This is a genomic window from Bacillus cereus group sp. MYBK220-1 (assembly GCF_051916445.1).
Classification (GTDB): Bacteria; Bacillota; Bacilli; order Bacillales; family Bacillaceae_G; genus Bacillus_A; species Bacillus_A cereus.
This window is the reverse complement of record NZ_JBQAGQ010000009.1, coordinates 17,154-32,187: the sequence shown is the minus strand read 5'-3', so window position 1 is coordinate 32,187 and position 15,034 is coordinate 17,154. Positions and strand designations below refer to the sequence as shown.

Below are 15,034 nucleotides of genomic sequence, written 5' to 3'. Positions count from 1 at the left end.
CTAATAATAAATATATATGCTTTAATAATGTAATTTATTTTTCTGTAAAAATAAAGACGGAAAACATAAAAAATATTAAAAAATTGTAAAAATACCGTGAATTTTGTTGAGAAATATTTATATAGATATAAAAACATCCCTTCCAAGTAATAAGGAAGGGATGTTTTGCTTAACTAATTTTTGAGTTAGGTGTTTCATCCATCTTATGAAACCCTTTCATGTAATATACGATTGCTAAGCCGATAAGCCAAATTGGGCCGACAATCAATGCAATTCGTGTATCTTCTGAATACGCCATTATACCCAATACTAATACAAGGAAAACGAGTGAGAAATATGAGCTTAATGGGTATAAAGGCATTTTATACGATAACTTTTGTTTATTTTGAGTAGGCAAGCTTTTACGGAATTTAATTTGAGCAACTAATATAATGCCCCAAGTCCAAATTGCACCGAAAGTTGAAATGCTAGTAAGCCATGTAAATACCTTTGCAGGTACGAGATAGTTTAATATAACACCAATTAGTAAAACGATAGCAGTTGCTACAATTCCTTGGCTTGGAATGCCATTTTTATTTAAACGACCAAATCTTTCAGGAGCTTTTTTCTGCTGAGCTAATGTATATAGCATACGGCCTGTACTAAATAAACCACCGTTACAAGAAGAAAGAGCTGCTGTTAATACGACAAAGTTAATAATACCTGCTGCTTTTGCGATACCAATTTGTTGGAATGTTAATACGAATGGACTGCCTTTCTCACCAAGTTCGTTCCATGGATAAATTGCCATCATAACGAATAATGCCCCAACGTAAAAGAGTAGAATTCTCCAAAATACGTTATCGATTGCCTTTGCGAGTGTTTTCTTCGGATTTTGAGCCTCACCAGCTGTAACACCGATTAATTCAACGCCTAAATAAGCGAATAGTACCATCTGCATGGAGAGTAGTAACCCAGAAAATCCATTTGGGAACCAGCCACCATGTGACCAAAGATTTGAAATACCAGTAGCGATACCGCCGTTTCCGAATCCGAATAAAATAATACCAGCTCCGACCACTATCATACAGATAATTGTGACAATTTTAATGAGAGCAAACCAAAACTCAAGTTCTCCAAATACTTTTACCGATAAGAAGTTAAAAGCGCTCATTAATAATAGAGCAAGTAATGCCCAAGTCCAGCGCGGGATATCTGGGAACCAGTACTGCATGTAAATACCAGCTGCTGTAATCTCAGCCATACAAGTAACAACCCATAAGAACCAGTAATTCCAACCAGTAATATAACCAGCAAGTGGTCCAATATAATCATATGCATATTTACTAAAAGAACCAGCAACAGGTTGTTCAATTGCCATTTCCCCAAGCGCTCGCATAATGAAAAAAATAACGAGACCGGCAATCATATAGCCTAGCAAAATAGAAGGACCTGCTAGTTTAATGGCGGAAGCGGATCCTAAAAATAGTCCAACGCCAATAGCTGAGCCCAGTGACATTAAAGTAATATGTCGTTCTTTTAAACCACGATTTAAAGTTCCAGATTTGTTTGTGTGCTGCATAAGAAGAATCCCCCTTGTAGAGTGAACGATATTTGAATGCGTTTGCTAAATATTTAACTATTTCAAATTATAAAACATTTCTATCTGTTATGCTACAAAAATAATCATAATGAACTGTACTACATCTGTACTTGTCAGACTTAAACTTAAAATTCGAACTATTAGGGAATATATTGACTCTTCTTTTTATTGATTGTTAAGATTAAGTATTATATTTTCTCACATACTAGTAAGAAAAAGAATGTGTGATAATAATTCAGGTGTAGGAAGGGTACATAAGCATGTTTCAATTACAAAAATATAACACTTCTGTGAAGCAAGAGTTTTTAGCTGGCATCACAACTTTTTTTACATTTGCGTATATTCTTGTCATCAATCCAAAAATATTATCTGATGCAGGTGTACCATTTGACCAAGCGTTTACAGCAACAATTATTGCAACCGTTGTTGGAACAGTAGGTATGGCGATTTTCGCGAATTACCCGATTGTTATTGCTCCAGCTATGGGAATGAATGCATATTTTGCTTATTCTGTTGTACAGAAGGCAGAAGGGATTACATATGTAGTTGCCTTTTCAGCTGTATTTGTAACGGGGATTATTTTTCTTTTATTATCTTTTACTTCGTTTAGGCAAAAGTTAATTTTAGCAATTCCTGATAGTTTAAAGCATGCAATTGCAGGTGGAATTGGACTATTTATTGCTTTTATTGGATTGCGCCTTTCTGGAATTATCGTGGATCATCCGTCTAATTTAGTTACGATTGGTGATTTTCATTCCCCAGCTGTTATTTTAACTTTAATTGGTTTAATATTAGCGGCGGTATTAATGACATTGCGTGTGAGTGGTGCATTATTTATTAGTATGATTGTGACAGGAATTATTGCCTTCTTTACAGGGCAATTGAAGTTTGCTGATAAAATTGTGGCGATGCCTCATTTACCAGAGGGTATCATCGTTTCAAACCCAATCAATGCCTTTTCAGATGTAATTGAATACGGATTATACGGCGTTGTATTTTCATTTTTACTTGTACTTTTATTCGATACAACAGGTGCATTACTTGGTTTAATTAAACAAGCAGGTTTAATTACAGACAATACAGAGAAGCGTTTTGGTAAAGCGTTTATTGCAGATGCAATTGGCGGGACTACAGGTTCTATCTTTGGAACAAGCCCAACAGCAGCGACGATTGAATCCTCAGCAGGTATTGCTGCAGGTGGTAAAACTGGATTAACAGGGATTGTAGTTGTTGGTCTAACAATTATAACGGCATTTTTTAGTCCTGTTATTGCTTCTTTATCAAGTGTAGCCGCTATTACAGCTCCTTCATTAATTATAGTAGGTAGTTTAATGGCACAAAGCATTCGAGATATTAATTGGAATGAATTTGAAGATGCGTTACCAGCATTTTTAATTTTTATAGGTATTCCGTTAACATCTAGTATTGCGAATGGAATTGCAATTGGATTTTTAGTGTATCCAGTCTTGAAAATTGTGAAAGGGAAAGGGATGGAAGTGCATCCGTTACTATACTTATTTACAATTTTATTTGGATGTCATTTATTCTTATAATATAGGAGAGGGGGCTTCTTATGAGGGGCTCCTTTTTTGTGTATAATAAAGTGAAACTTAAATTAGTAATGTAAAATATAAATTACTTATTGGAATATATATTATAATAAGGGTGGAGGAGAAAGAAACAGTAAACAAAAACATAGACAAAAGTAGGCATACATAGTGAAAAGTAATTATGAAACAATATAAACCGAAAGAATTTTCAGAAATGCTTAATGTCTCTGTTAAGACATTGCAAAGGTGGGACAATCAAGGTGTTTTACCTGCTTACCGAAACCCAAAAGGAAGAAGATATTATACAGAAGAACAGTATAAGAAATATATGGGTATTCAAGAAGAACTTGTTCAGGATTTAATATCTATCATTCATGTATTTAGCTGTAGAATATATGGGTTGAGAAAATACAAAAAGAAAATGTCGGAGGATGAAGACTTATGAAAAGAGCATATTTAATAGAAATCAAACCGACAACTGAACAAATTAGTAAAATCCGTCAAACTATTGGGGTGTGTCGATATGTATATAACCTGTATATCTCTAAAAATAAAGAGGTATATGAGTCGGAGGGGAAATTTCTTAGTGGTTATGACTTTTCCAAATGGTTAAACAACATTCATACAAAAGAGTGTGACCAGTGGATTAAAGAAGTGTCGAGCAAAGCGGTAAAACAAGCGATTATGAATGGAGATAAAGCTTTTAAGCGGTTTTTTAAAGGTTTATCTAAGTTTCCACGATATAAAAAAAAGAAGAAGCAAGATGTGAAGTGCTACTTTCCGAAAAACAACAAAACAGATTGGACAGTAGAAAGACATAGAGTAAAAGTCCCTACAATTGGTTGGATAAGGTTAAAAGAGTATGGATATATTTCAAAAAATACAACTGTAAAAAGTGGTACAGTATATCAAAGAGCAGGAAGATACTATGTGTCTATACTCTGTGAAGTGAAAGAGGTAAAACCAAATGCAACTCTCAATACAGTAGGTCTAGGAATTGATTTGGGAATTAAAGACTTCGCTGTACGTAGCGATGGAAAAACTCACAAAAATATAAATAAAACAGTACAAGTAAAAAAGATAGAAAAACGGTTAAAACGTGAACAACGCTCTTTATCACGCAAATTTGAAAATATAAGAAAGAGAGGTGAACAACCTGTTACTAATAAAAGAGCGAATATAAACAAAAATATTCTTAGGGTGCAACAACTACATGCTAGGCTAGCAAATATTCGATTAGCGTATGTAAAGTCTATTGTAAATGATGTGGTGAAAACCAAGCCAACGTTTATTGTAGTAGAAGATTTGAATGTGAAAGGTATGATGAAGAACAAACATCTATCTAAAGCTGTAGCGCAACAATGTTTTTATGCTTTTAAAACATGGTTATTAACGAAATGTAGGGAATATGGAATTGAACTACGGCAAGTGGACAGATTCTATCCATCTTCTAAAATGTGTTCATGTTGCGGTCAAAAAAAGTCGGATTTAAAGCTGTCTGACCGAGTATATACATGTGAATGTGGCAATGTAATAGATAGAGATTTAAATGCGTCAATCAACCTTTTACAAGCAAAAAAATATACAATACTAACGTAAATAGATTGTATATATGTACGGTGGGCTACATCGGAATTTACGCCTGTGAAGTGTCACAGCAAACTGTAGTAGCAAGTGATTAGCGAGGCAGGGCACGTAGAAGCAGGAATACTCTAAGAATATACATTTGTCTATATTTTTAGTAGCAGGAACATGAATGGCTGTAAGTAAAATAAAAGTCGCGCGTGTTCAATTAGATTTAACACAGCAACAATTAGCAGAAAAAGTAGGCGTTACAAGGCAAACGATTAGTTTAATTGAGAAGGGGAAATACAATCCATCTTTAGATTTATGTTTAAAAATTTGTTATGCAGTAGATAAAACGTTGAATGATTTGTTTTGGGAGGAAAAGGAGTGGTAGGATGAAAATCGTGAAAGATGAACGTTTAATGATTGAAGGGTTAAAACATATTAGATTAGCTTTCATCTTACAAAATATCGTCATACTAGCTATCGTCTTTTACCGCTATGTCTTGCAAGGGGCAGGATATGAAAGTGTTTCGGATTTATTAATGGTATTTATGGGCGGGATAATAATTATTAACTTTTTAAATCTGAAAAATTCAGTGGAAGTGTATGAGCATACGGGCGGAGTGTCGCGTCGTTATTTTATGAAGCTATTATTCATTCCGGTAGGTATTATTATTGGGATTTTAGCTATTTGTATCGTTGTAACACCAGATATTTCGATAAAGGAAATTAGTATGACAGGACTTATTATGTTTGCTTGTTTTTTAGTTCCAAGTTTGTTTATATACATATATATGAAAAAAATAAAAAGAGAAGATTGAAATATAAGAAAGGCTTTCCCATATGGAGGAAAGCTTTTCTCATATTCTTTTATATAGTACTTTATGAAGGCCAATCGGTTCAATTTCAAAGATTTCACCATATTCCTGGAAGCCTAAGTGCTTGTAATAGTCAGCTACAGTAATTCGGCCATTACACCATAATATATTTGCTTGGCGTTCTTGCAAGATTTGTTCCGCCTTCTGAATTAAGGAGCTTCCAGCACGGTTGTTTCGAAATGCAGGTAATGTTGCCATTCCTCGTAGACGATAATGAATACCCGTTGGTAAGTCGGGATATATTTCTTTTGAGAAGGAAGCGATACTAATTAGTTCATCGTTTATAAATGCGCCTAAGTGGAAGGTGTCTGTTTCATAATCGGAAGGGTATTTACAATCTGCTAATGTTTGATTGGGGCGTAAAATTTTTTGACGTAATACGTAAGTTTCAGATCCCTCAATATTTTTCACGGTAATCATATTAACATCCTTTCTTATAACGCTTTTTCTGTTAATTGTATAAAGAAATAGGCAGGTGCGGCGAGAAGTCCGAGTATGCTAGCAGTTCCGAGAAGGAGTGAAAGTAGGAGGCAAGAATATTTTATTCCATTCGATTTTTTCCATCCGTACCTACAAATCTCAATACTAACACCGATGAGAATAATGGCAACGAGTATTTCGGCTAATAATAAGAGAGCTAAAGTTATAATAGACATAATGTAATCCATCCCCATAATATGTGATAGTAACATTTTACCATATGAAATGGAAAAAATGCCCCTCAATTATGTGAGGGGCATTTTTTTATTCTAATATGTTTTTTAGTGTATCGATATGTTCTTTTGAGCCTGTTACAAGTAATGTATCACCGTGTTGTAGTCTTGTATCCCCATGTGGGATTAATGCTTTATTTCCACGATAAATTTGAATGACTAGTACATCACCTAAAAACGGAAGGCGACGAAGTGCAACGCCGTTATATTTATTGCTCCGTAGTTCAACTTCACGGACTGTTTCGTTTGCTGTTGTAATTAAGCGAACGAGACTAGGTTTATCAATAAGCGCACGTAATAAAATACGTGTAGAGTTAATTGTTGAGAATACAGCGATATGTTCTTGCGTTGCTTTTTCTTGTAGAAGTGGATCTTCTACACTTGCAATAACATGTTCAACACCTAGCTCTTTTGCATGTTCTGCCAATAATAAGTTTTGTTCATCATCACTTGTTGCAACAACGACGCGATCTGCATCAAATGCTGTTTGTTCAGTTAATGATGCGATTGTGATGTCATCCAATTTCACGATAGGGAAGTCGTGCGATTTCGCTTCTTCATCATTTATTTTGTTTTGACGCATCATATATAGCGTTACGTCATAATCTTCTCGTTTTAAATCTAGTGATAACGGAAGGGTAATTCTGCTCGCGCCAATAATAGCTACTTTTGGTTTTGGTGTTTCTACTTTTGGGAACATTTTTTTAAACAATATAGGTGCAAAAATACAAGTAATAACTGCGCTTAAAATAAGAGAGGCAGATAAACTCGGACTGATGATCTCCAGTTTTTCACCAATTTGTGCAGCCGCAATAACTAAAGAAAGTGTCGATGTTAATAAAATTGCACTTCCAAGTACGATATTACGTGGATACCATTTTCTTAAGACGAGTGATGGTAAGAGTTTTGAAATAAAGAGTCCTACAATTAAGATTGGGATCATTAGCATGCTAGAAGGTTCTTTGAAAATAGACCACACCTCTAGATTTACACCAACCATTACGAAGAAAATAGGGATGAAGAAACCATAGCCGATAGAATCAAGTTTTTCCACCATATCTTCATTTGGTGATAATAACGATACAAGTACACCTGCTAAAAAGGCCCCTAAAATATTTTCTGCTCCAACAGATTCCGATAACCCAACTAAGATTAAAATGAGTGCAAAAACAGCTCGTGTATCAATTTGTACACTACCAGCTTTTAAACTATCTAAGTATGGAATGTTTTTAAAGCGTTTTGCAATAAAGTAAATGACAATACCGGCACCGAATAGAATAAGTAAGAGCCACATACTTTGGCCGCTTTCGGAATTTAATCCGACGAAAACAGCGAGTAAAATCATTGTAACTAAGTCTGCAATAACAGCAACTAATAAAATGATTTGTCCGATTGCAGTTTTTCCTAGGTTATTCTCTTTTAATGTTGGTACAACAACACCTAAAGAAATAGTTGAAATAATTAAAGTCATGAACATTGCATTATCTACGAATCCTAGCCATACGAATAGTAATGATAGGGCATAAGATAAGATGAAAATAAATAAGAAGATAATGCTTGCTGCCTGAAATGTATTTGGTTCGTTTGTCGTATTTTTTTTCCCTTTTTGTTTAAAGATAGAAAAATCAATTTCTAAACCGCTTAAGAACATGAGGAAGATAAATCCTAATGTTGATAAAACTTGAAGCCATATATCTGGCTCAATAATATTAAACCCACTTTTACCTACAAAGATTCCTGCAATAATTTCTGCAACGACCACAGGAAGTGCTTTTAATTTAAAGCGTTGTAACAAAAGGGGAACGAAAAACGCGATTGCAACGACAACCATAAGTGATAGAACAGAAGTATGATGTTCCATTGCGTTCTCTCCCTTCAAATAAATATAGTACCTATTTAGCCATATAATAGGTAGAAAAGCAACGCATATGGATTCGATTTCATAAAGAAAGACTTTTCTTAACATTTGTCATAATAAGTATATTTTTCATGATTATGCTGTTAATTCCGTAATGTGGATGTAATAGAGGGGATAAAAAAAGACTGCTGAGGAATCTCAGCAGTCTTTTTCATGTACATTACATTGAGAAGAAGATCCATACAGTTAAACCAACTGTTGCAGTTGCAACGAAGAAACTGTAGATCATAGTAAGAATTTGAACTCTTCCTTCTCCTTCTTTTAAATGCATGAACATAATTAATTGTAACAATGCTTGCGCAACAGCCATTATGATAATAGTTGTTAAGACTGTTGAAAGTGGCAATGTTGTGTAAAGTGCCACGTATAACGCTAGAAACGTTAATGCAAGCGATAAAATAAATCCGAAAACGTGTGACCAAGGGAATCCGCTATGCGCATGTCCGTTTGCTTGATTGTTGTTTTGAGCCATTTACGCCACCATCCCGTTCAAGTAAACTAGTGTGTAAATAAAGACCCAAACAAGATCAAGGAAATGCCAGTATAAGCTGATAATGAATACTTTACGAGCTGTAACTGGTGTTAAACCTCGTTTTAAAATTTGGATAATAACACAAATTGCCCAAATGATACCGCCTGTTACGTGGGCTCCATGCGTTCCAAGAAGAACGAAGAATCCAGATAAGAAAGCACTTGTTTGAATTGTTGCGCCTTCACCAATATACATAATGAACTCTTCAATCTCGAAGAATAGGAAACCTGCACCTAAAAGTAATGTAAGGACGAACCATCCAAGCATCGCTTTTTGGTTGTGCTTACGCATTTCGTGAATTACGATACCACATGTGAAACTACTTGTTAAAAGTAGTAATGTTTGAATTAAAAGCGTTTTAAGTTCAAACAGTTGCGCTGGTGTTGGGCCATCTGCCGTACGACCAGCAAGGACTAGATAAGAGGCGAAAAGTGTTGCGAACAGCATAATTTCAGCCCCAAGAAAAATCCAGAATCCTAGGATATTCAATCTGCTTTGTTCGGATTGATATTCCAAAGGTAAGCTTTTATCTAAAGCCGCCATATCATTTCACCTCTCATGCTATATGTTCTGTTTTTTTAATTTCATCAACACTGATATAGTAACCTTCATCATAATCGAATGAACGATAGATTAAGCAAGCTAAAATACCAATACCACCGATTGCTGCAAGCCAGAACCAGCTAAATACTAATGCGAAACCTGCAAGACCGAAGAATCCAGACGCAATAATAGGCACACCAGAGTTACTTGGCATGTGAATTGGTTTGATATCTTCTGCTGCTGGTGTAACTGTTTCTCCGCGTTTTTTCATGTACCAGAAAGCATCAGCTTCTTTAATTTCAGGAAGCTTCGCGAAGTTGTAATGTTGTACAGGAGAGTGAGTTGCCCATTCAAGTGTACGACCATCCCATGGATCTCCAGTTGTGTCACGTTCACCATGACGTGCACTCCAAATTACGTTGTAGCAAAGAAGTAGGAAGCCGATACCCATCATTACCGCACCAACAGATGCGATTTGGTTTAGCCATCCCCATCCAAGACTTTCAGAGTAAGTGTACATACGACGAGTCATACCGTCTAAACCTAAGAAGTACATTGGGAAGAAACAGATGTTGAATCCGCTCATAAAGATCCAGAATGTCCATTTACCTAGGCGCTCATTTAACATATGACCAGTCATTTTTGGATACCAGAATGTGAATCCAGCAAGCATAGCGAATACTGTACCTGCGATTAATACGTAGTGGAAGTGAGCGATTAGGAAGTAGCTGTTATGGTATTGATAATCAGCTGCTGCCATTCCAAGCATAACCCCTGTAACCCCACCGACTACGAAGTTTGGAATAAATGCCAATGACCAAAGCATTGGAACCGTAAAACGAATACGTCCTTTATACAGTGTAAACAACCAGTTAAAGATCTTAACCCCGGTTGGAATCGAAATCGCCATTGTCGAAATCGAGAAGAATGAGTTAACCGCTGGACCTGCACCCATCGTGAAGAAGTGGTGAAGCCATACGACGAAACTTAGTAAAGAAATTGCAACCATTGAGTATACCATCGCACTGTAACCGAATAAACGTTTACGTGAGAATGTACTAATGATTTCAGAGAAAATACCGAATGCCGGTAAAATAACGATATATACTTCAGGGTGACCCCATACCCAGAACAGGTTGGCCCATAACATCGGCATACCGCCGCTCGCCATCGTAAAGAAGTGAGCATCGAATAGACGGTCAAATGTCATTAATGCAAGAGCAACTGTTAATACTGGGAAAGCAAAAATAATGATAATTGTTGTAATTAAGATTGACCAAGTAAACATTGGCATTCTCATTAAAGTCATACCAGGTGTACGCATTTTTAAGATAGTAACAAGGAAGTTAATACCGGTCATTAGCGTACCGAGACCTGAAATCTGTAATGCAATTGCGTAGTAGTTATTTCCTACGCCCGAAGTAAACTCTGTACCTGCCATTGGGAAGTAAGAAGTCCACCCGGCGTCTGGAGAACCACCGATTACGAAAGCGATGTTGAATAACATTGCTCCGACAAAGAATAACCAGAAACTTAAAGCATTTAAGAACGGATATGCAACGTCACGAGCACCAATTTGTAATGGTACTACAAGGTTCATTAATCCCATAACGAATGGCATTGCCATGAAAAGAATCATTACTGTACCATGCGTTGTAAAGATTCCGTTATAGTGTTCAGCGTTTAAATAAGTTGTTTCTGGGAATGTTAACTGTGCACGGATCATTAAACCATCCATACCACCACGGAATAACATGATAACCGCAGAAATAATATACATAGCTCCGATTTTTTTATGGTCAACAGTTGTTAACCATTCGTCCCAAAGCCATTTCCATTTTTTATACTTTGTTAGTACGAAAATGATTGCTAATGTCACAAGAACGATAGAAGCGTCTGCACCGTAAATAATCGGGTCACCTGTGACAAAGAATTCATCAAGCTTCACTGTGTTCACTCCAATCTGTTGGAATAATAGCTATTATTTTTTGTTTTTGTAGTAGTTATAATCACAATATTCAAGTGATTTTGGATCTACATAACTTAAGTGGTGACTAGAGAATGTCATACGACCAACTACACCTGGTTTAACAATTTCGTTGTACTTAGCTTCTGTTAGTTTAGGAGCAGTTTCTTGTACTTCTTTAACCCACTTGTCATATTTCTCTTTAGTTTTTGCTTCAACTTCGAACTCCATGTGTGTGAATCCTTCACCAGAGAAGTTCGCACTACGGCCTAGGTAAGAACCTGGCTTATCAGCTTGTAAATAAAGATCCATAATCATGCCATCCATTGTGTACTTCATACCACCAAGTTCTGGTACCCAGAAAGCATTCATTGGGCCGACAGAAGTCAGTTTGAATTGAATTGGTACACCAGCTGGGATGTTTAAATAGTTAACGGTTTCAATTTTTTCCTCTGGGTAACTGAATAACCATTTCCAGTTTGCAGATGTAACATAAATTTCAACTGGTTTAATATGTTTGGACTCTTTCGGAACCTCTTCCGAAGCATAAGTTGCTTTTACTGTTGGAATCGATAATGCGATAACGATAATAACAGGAACAAGCGTCCAAATAATTTCTAGTAATGTGTTACCGTGTTGTTCAGGTGGCTCATAGTCCATATTCTCTGGTTTTTCACGATAACGAATCAAGATGACTGTAAACAGAATGAATACAATTGCGATAATTAATGACATAAGCAAGAATGACCAAACAATTAAATCATACTGTGCTTTTGCAACAGGTCCTTGCGGATTTAATACTGCGAGTTTTTTATCACAGCCACCGAGGAACAGAAGTAATGATAACGGAAGAAGTGAAGCCAACTTCCAAAACGCTTTCTTTAGTTGCACGATTGAAAATCTCCTTTCTCCTTGGATTGAAACTATGCCAATAAAACAATATAAACCTATTAATTTATAGAAGGCAATAGTTTTTGATATATTGTTAAAAAATAGACACAAATGCACACTTTTTAAGGTGAATATCATTTGTAACTTGATTACATTGTAAACTATTTTCCAGAGAAAAACGTGATTGTGAAAATTTTAAGATAAATAAAGTTATACCAGGATATCCAAGAAATAGAAAAAAGCTATCTTATGATAAGAAAGATAGCTGAATATTTTGTATATTTAGTTTATTTCTTGTGTGACAGTTCGTGGCTGTTCAAGTGTGACAATTTTTTTATATTTAACTTGGTATAAAATGTAACAAATAATCATAAATGGAATGCCGCAATAAAGAGCAATTCTTTGATCTGGAATGAAAGCCAAACTAACAAATGTAATGAAATTGAGCGAGAACGCTACGATTGGAACGAGTGGATAGAGCGGTGTACGATATTTTAAATCATTTATGTCGCCACCATTTTTCACGAAATTTCTACGGAAGAAAAACTGTGAAGCGGCGATTGACATCCAAACTACAACGGCAGCCATTGCTGCAATAGATGTTAAAACTAGAAAGACAGTATCTGCCGCAAATACACTTGTTAGTAAGGACAGGCTAGCGAAAATTAGGCTGAAAATTAATGCATTTAGCGGTACACCTTTTTTAGTTAATTTCGTAAATGCTGGGCTTGCCATTCCTTGTTTTGCCATCGCCCACAGCATACGAGAATTTGCATATAGACCAGAGTTAGCAACGGATAATACAGCTGTAATAATAACAAAGTTCATAATATCTGCTGCATATGGGACACCGGCTACATCAAATACAAGTACAAAGGGACTTTCAACTAGATTAGCCTCTTGCCATGGGAGTAAACCTACAACAACTGATATCGCTAAGACGAAGAAGAAGAGAGTTCGCCAAATTGTATTTTTTATTGCTTTTGGAATTGTTTTTTCAGGATTTTCACTTTCTCCTGAAGCGATTCCAATTAATTCTGTTCCTTGGAAGGAGTAATTTACTGTAATCATCGTAAGAAGAACAGCTAATGCACCGTTGGGAAATAGCCCGCCATTTTCAGTGAAATTATGAAGCATTGGAGCTGGCTTTCCATTAAAGTCTAGTAGACCGAACATAACAGCGCCACCAAGCACGATGAAAATGACAATTGTCGCGACTTTTACACTTGCGAACCAAAACTCTGCTTCTGCATATGCTTTTGCTGATAAAGCGTTTACGAGGAAGAGTGCTGCTGCAAATGTAACGCACCAAATCCAGGAAGAAACGTCTGGAAACCAGCGTTTCATTAAAATACTTACAGTTGTTAACTCTACGCCAACTGTAACAGCCCAATTTAACCAATACATCCAACCGACAACAAATCCAAAACCAGGTGAAATGAATTTGCTTGCATAACTTTGGAATGAACCTGCTTCTGGCATAGCGACGGATAATTCACCAAGACATAACATCGTTAAATACATAACAAATCCACCGACTAAAAATGCAAGAATAGCACCACCAGGTCCGGCATTATGGACAATTTGACCAGATCCCATAAATAACCCGGTTCCGATAACACCGCCGAGTGCAATCATAAATAGGTGTCTACTTTTCATTGTTCGTTTTAAATCTGTTTGTTCAATTTGTTGATTCATATGCCCCTCACCCCGTATTTTCTTGAATGTGTGAACTTCGTTTTATTCTGAGTTTTTAATCATTAGTGGGGGATGCAACACACACTCGGTTTATTTGCTATGAAATGAATGGAGTATGTAAAAAAACGAACTATGACTAAATACTCTAAGAATGTTTGTTAACATGGTGATATCTTCACTATGTTAACAATTTTGATTTTAGCAAAATATTCTGTAAATGTATATTTATTTTTCTTTTTATTAAAAATAATTAGAATTTTTATAATTAATTCTATGATCGATAATTCACATGATCTTTCTAGCAAACTAGTAAGAAGAAGGGTACAATGATAAGAGGTGTATCTGTAAAATAATAATTAATGGAGTTTTGTTTATAATGAAAAAGTTAAAATATCTTTTTGTTTTTGGGATTATACTTGCTGCTGCATTTTTTATAGGAAAAGATAAAATCATGCAAAAGGCGCAAGTTCTACGCTTAGAGTTTCTATCTGAAATGAAAGAAGCAGCTATGATTGAAGATGTTCCGTTTATTAAACAATTACCAGAATTACCTAGAGGGTGTGAAGTGACAAGTTTAGCTATGTTGCTGCAATATAAAGGTGTACAAGTAGATAAGATGCAACTTGCTAGCGAAATTCATCGTGTTCCATTTGAACAAAATGGTTTGCGTGGAAATCCTTACGAGGGATTTGTGGGAAATATTTATACAAAGGCAGAGCCTGGGTATGGTGTATACAATAAACCAATCTTTGATTTAGCAGAAAAATATGTTCCTGAAAAAGTAATTAATTTAACAGGTAGAGACATGCAAGATATATATAAAGTAATTAGTTCTGGCTCTCCGGTATGGGTCATTATTAATACGACGTTTAAGCCGCTAGCTGAAAGTAGTTTTGAAACATGGAATACGAGTTCAGGCGAAGTGAAAATTACATATTATGAGCATAGTGCAGTAGTAATTGGATATGATCAAAACTTTGTATATGTAAATGATCCTCTTAAAAATAATCCACGTTTGGCTGTTCCGCGAGCAGAATTTGAGAAAGCTTGGGAGCAAATGGGAAAACAAGCAATTACTATTTTATAATAATGAAAAAGTCATCTTTGGGATGGCTTTTTCTTTTTGGTTTATTAACACTGAAAATTCAGAAGATTCTTTTAAAAATTAACAATTCACGTTATAATAACATTTAA

15 protein-coding genes are annotated in these 15,034 nt (G+C 35.6%); 6 read left to right on the top strand and 9 right to left on the bottom strand.

Annotation, left to right across the window (positions count from 1 at the left end; all coding sequences use genetic code 11):
* Window positions 1-169: 169 nt before the first annotated feature.
* Window positions 170-1,561 (bottom strand): amino acid permease, encoded by a 1,392-nt coding sequence (locus tag ACTFRU_RS25160; RefSeq protein WP_076876465.1) that lies wholly within the window; start codon window positions 1,559-1,561, stop codon window positions 170-172.
* A 281-nt stretch (window positions 1,562-1,842) separates the two neighbouring features.
* Between ACTFRU_RS25160 and ACTFRU_RS25155 the strand changes: the two genes are divergently transcribed.
* The 5 genes from ACTFRU_RS25155 (at window position 1,843) to ACTFRU_RS25135 (ending at window position 5,522) form a co-directional block, all read left to right on the top strand.
* The gene (locus ACTFRU_RS25155) at window positions 1,843-3,135 is read left to right on the top strand and encodes an NCS2 family permease (RefSeq protein WP_000487192.1); all 1,293 of its coding nucleotides are present in this window, start codon (window positions 1,843-1,845) and stop codon (window positions 3,133-3,135) included.
* A gap of 178 nt (window positions 3,136-3,313) precedes the next feature.
* Complete coding sequence (locus tag ACTFRU_RS25150) at window positions 3,314-3,577, top strand: MerR family transcriptional regulator (RefSeq protein ID WP_000816201.1); 264 nt, start codon at window positions 3,314-3,316, stop codon at window positions 3,575-3,577.
* The gene (locus ACTFRU_RS25145) at window positions 3,574-4,731 is read left to right on the top strand and encodes an RNA-guided endonuclease InsQ/TnpB family protein (protein ID WP_063535666.1); all 1,158 of its coding nucleotides are present in this window, start codon (window positions 3,574-3,576) and stop codon (window positions 4,729-4,731) included. The genes ACTFRU_RS25150 and ACTFRU_RS25145 overlap by 4 nt, the downstream gene beginning before the upstream one ends.
* Before the next feature lie 157 nt (window positions 4,732-4,888).
* Complete coding sequence (locus ACTFRU_RS25140) at window positions 4,889-5,092, top strand: helix-turn-helix transcriptional regulator (RefSeq protein ID WP_000301183.1); 204 nt, start codon at window positions 4,889-4,891, stop codon at window positions 5,090-5,092.
* Window position 5,093: 1 nt separating this feature from the next.
* Window positions 5,094-5,522: a hypothetical protein gene (locus ACTFRU_RS25135; RefSeq protein WP_000706629.1), complete on the top strand. Its 429-nt coding sequence runs from the start codon at window positions 5,094-5,096 to the stop codon at window positions 5,520-5,522.
* Window positions 5,523-5,561: 39 nt separating this feature from the next.
* Here ACTFRU_RS25135 and ACTFRU_RS25130 read toward each other — a convergent pair whose 3' ends face one another.
* The 8 genes from ACTFRU_RS25130 to ACTFRU_RS25095 all read right to left on the bottom strand — a co-directional run bounded on the left by ACTFRU_RS25130 (window position 5,562) and on the right by ACTFRU_RS25095 (window position 13,840).
* Window positions 5,562-5,999 carry a GNAT family N-acetyltransferase gene (locus ACTFRU_RS25130; RefSeq protein ID WP_000633767.1) on the bottom strand — a complete coding sequence of 146 codons (438 nt, stop codon included), beginning with the start codon at window positions 5,997-5,999 and terminating at the stop codon, window positions 5,562-5,564.
* A gap of 14 nt (window positions 6,000-6,013) precedes the next feature.
* The gene (locus tag ACTFRU_RS25125; protein ID WP_440037951.1) at window positions 6,014-6,271 is read right to left on the bottom strand and encodes a DUF4022 family protein; all 258 of its coding nucleotides are present in this window, start codon (window positions 6,269-6,271) and stop codon (window positions 6,014-6,016) included.
* 52 nt (window positions 6,272-6,323) lie between these two features.
* Window positions 6,324-8,153, bottom strand: coding sequence for a monovalent cation:proton antiporter family protein (locus tag ACTFRU_RS25120; RefSeq protein WP_000399960.1), 1,830 nt, complete (start codon window positions 8,151-8,153; stop codon window positions 6,324-6,326).
* A 217-nt stretch (window positions 8,154-8,370) separates the two neighbouring features.
* Entirely contained in the window at window positions 8,371-8,682 is a 312-nt protein-coding gene (qoxD, locus tag ACTFRU_RS25115; protein ID WP_000068425.1) for a cytochrome aa3 quinol oxidase subunit IV, read from the bottom strand.
* Window positions 8,683-9,285, bottom strand: coding sequence for a cytochrome aa3 quinol oxidase subunit III (gene qoxC / locus ACTFRU_RS25110; protein ID WP_000729317.1), 603 nt, complete (start codon window positions 9,283-9,285; stop codon window positions 8,683-8,685).
* Window positions 9,286-9,298: 13 nt separating this feature from the next.
* Window positions 9,299-11,233 carry a cytochrome aa3 quinol oxidase subunit I gene (qoxB, locus tag ACTFRU_RS25105; RefSeq protein ID WP_000762366.1) on the bottom strand — a complete coding sequence of 645 codons (1,935 nt, stop codon included), beginning with the start codon at window positions 11,231-11,233 and terminating at the stop codon, window positions 9,299-9,301.
* Window positions 11,234-11,266: 33 nt separating this feature from the next.
* Entirely contained in the window at window positions 11,267-12,142 is an 876-nt protein-coding gene (locus ACTFRU_RS25100) for a cytochrome aa3 quinol oxidase subunit II (protein ID WP_001176165.1), read from the bottom strand.
* Between the two features lie 282 nt (window positions 12,143-12,424).
* Window positions 12,425-13,840, bottom strand: coding sequence for an amino acid permease (locus tag ACTFRU_RS25095; RefSeq protein WP_001075749.1), 1,416 nt, complete (start codon window positions 13,838-13,840; stop codon window positions 12,425-12,427).
* Window positions 13,841-14,216: 376 nt separating this feature from the next.
* Here ACTFRU_RS25095 and ACTFRU_RS25090 point away from each other — a divergent pair, with 376 nt between their 5' ends.
* Complete coding sequence (locus ACTFRU_RS25090) at window positions 14,217-14,927, top strand: C39 family peptidase (protein ID WP_000734488.1); 711 nt, start codon at window positions 14,217-14,219, stop codon at window positions 14,925-14,927.
* Window positions 14,928-15,034: the final 107 nt, after the last annotated feature.

Bases quoted from the DNA above. Each gene is read 5' to 3' on its own strand.
- ACTFRU_RS25160 (WP_076876465.1), bottom strand. From the start codon at position 1,561: ATGCAGCACACAAACAAATCTGGAACTTTAAATCGTGGTTTAAAAGAA.
- ACTFRU_RS25155 (WP_000487192.1), top strand. From the start codon at position 1,843: ATGTTTCAATTACAAAAATATAACACTTCTGTGAAGCAAGAGTTTTTA.
- ACTFRU_RS25150 (WP_000816201.1), top strand. From the start codon at position 3,314: ATGAAACAATATAAACCGAAAGAATTTTCAGAAATGCTTAATGTCTCT.
- ACTFRU_RS25145 (WP_063535666.1), top strand. From the start codon at position 3,574: ATGAAAAGAGCATATTTAATAGAAATCAAACCGACAACTGAACAAATT.
- ACTFRU_RS25140 (WP_000301183.1), top strand. From the start codon at position 4,889: ATGGCTGTAAGTAAAATAAAAGTCGCGCGTGTTCAATTAGATTTAACA.
- ACTFRU_RS25135 (WP_000706629.1), top strand. From the start codon at position 5,094: ATGAAAATCGTGAAAGATGAACGTTTAATGATTGAAGGGTTAAAACAT.
- ACTFRU_RS25130 (WP_000633767.1), bottom strand. From the start codon at position 5,999: ATGATTACCGTGAAAAATATTGAGGGATCTGAAACTTACGTATTACGT.
- ACTFRU_RS25125 (WP_440037951.1), bottom strand. From the start codon at position 6,271: ATGTTACTATCACATATTATGGGGATGGATTACATTATGTCTATTATA.
- ACTFRU_RS25120 (WP_000399960.1), bottom strand. From the start codon at position 8,153: ATGGAACATCATACTTCTGTTCTATCACTTATGGTTGTCGTTGCAATC.
- qoxD (WP_000068425.1), bottom strand. From the start codon at position 8,682: ATGGCTCAAAACAACAATCAAGCAAACGGACATGCGCATAGCGGATTC.
- qoxC (WP_000729317.1), bottom strand. From the start codon at position 9,285: ATGGCGGCTTTAGATAAAAGCTTACCTTTGGAATATCAATCCGAACAA.
- ACTFRU_RS25095 (WP_001075749.1), bottom strand. From the start codon at position 13,840: ATGAATCAACAAATTGAACAAACAGATTTAAAACGAACAATGAAAAGT.
- ACTFRU_RS25090 (WP_000734488.1), top strand. From the start codon at position 14,217: ATGAAAAAGTTAAAATATCTTTTTGTTTTTGGGATTATACTTGCTGCT.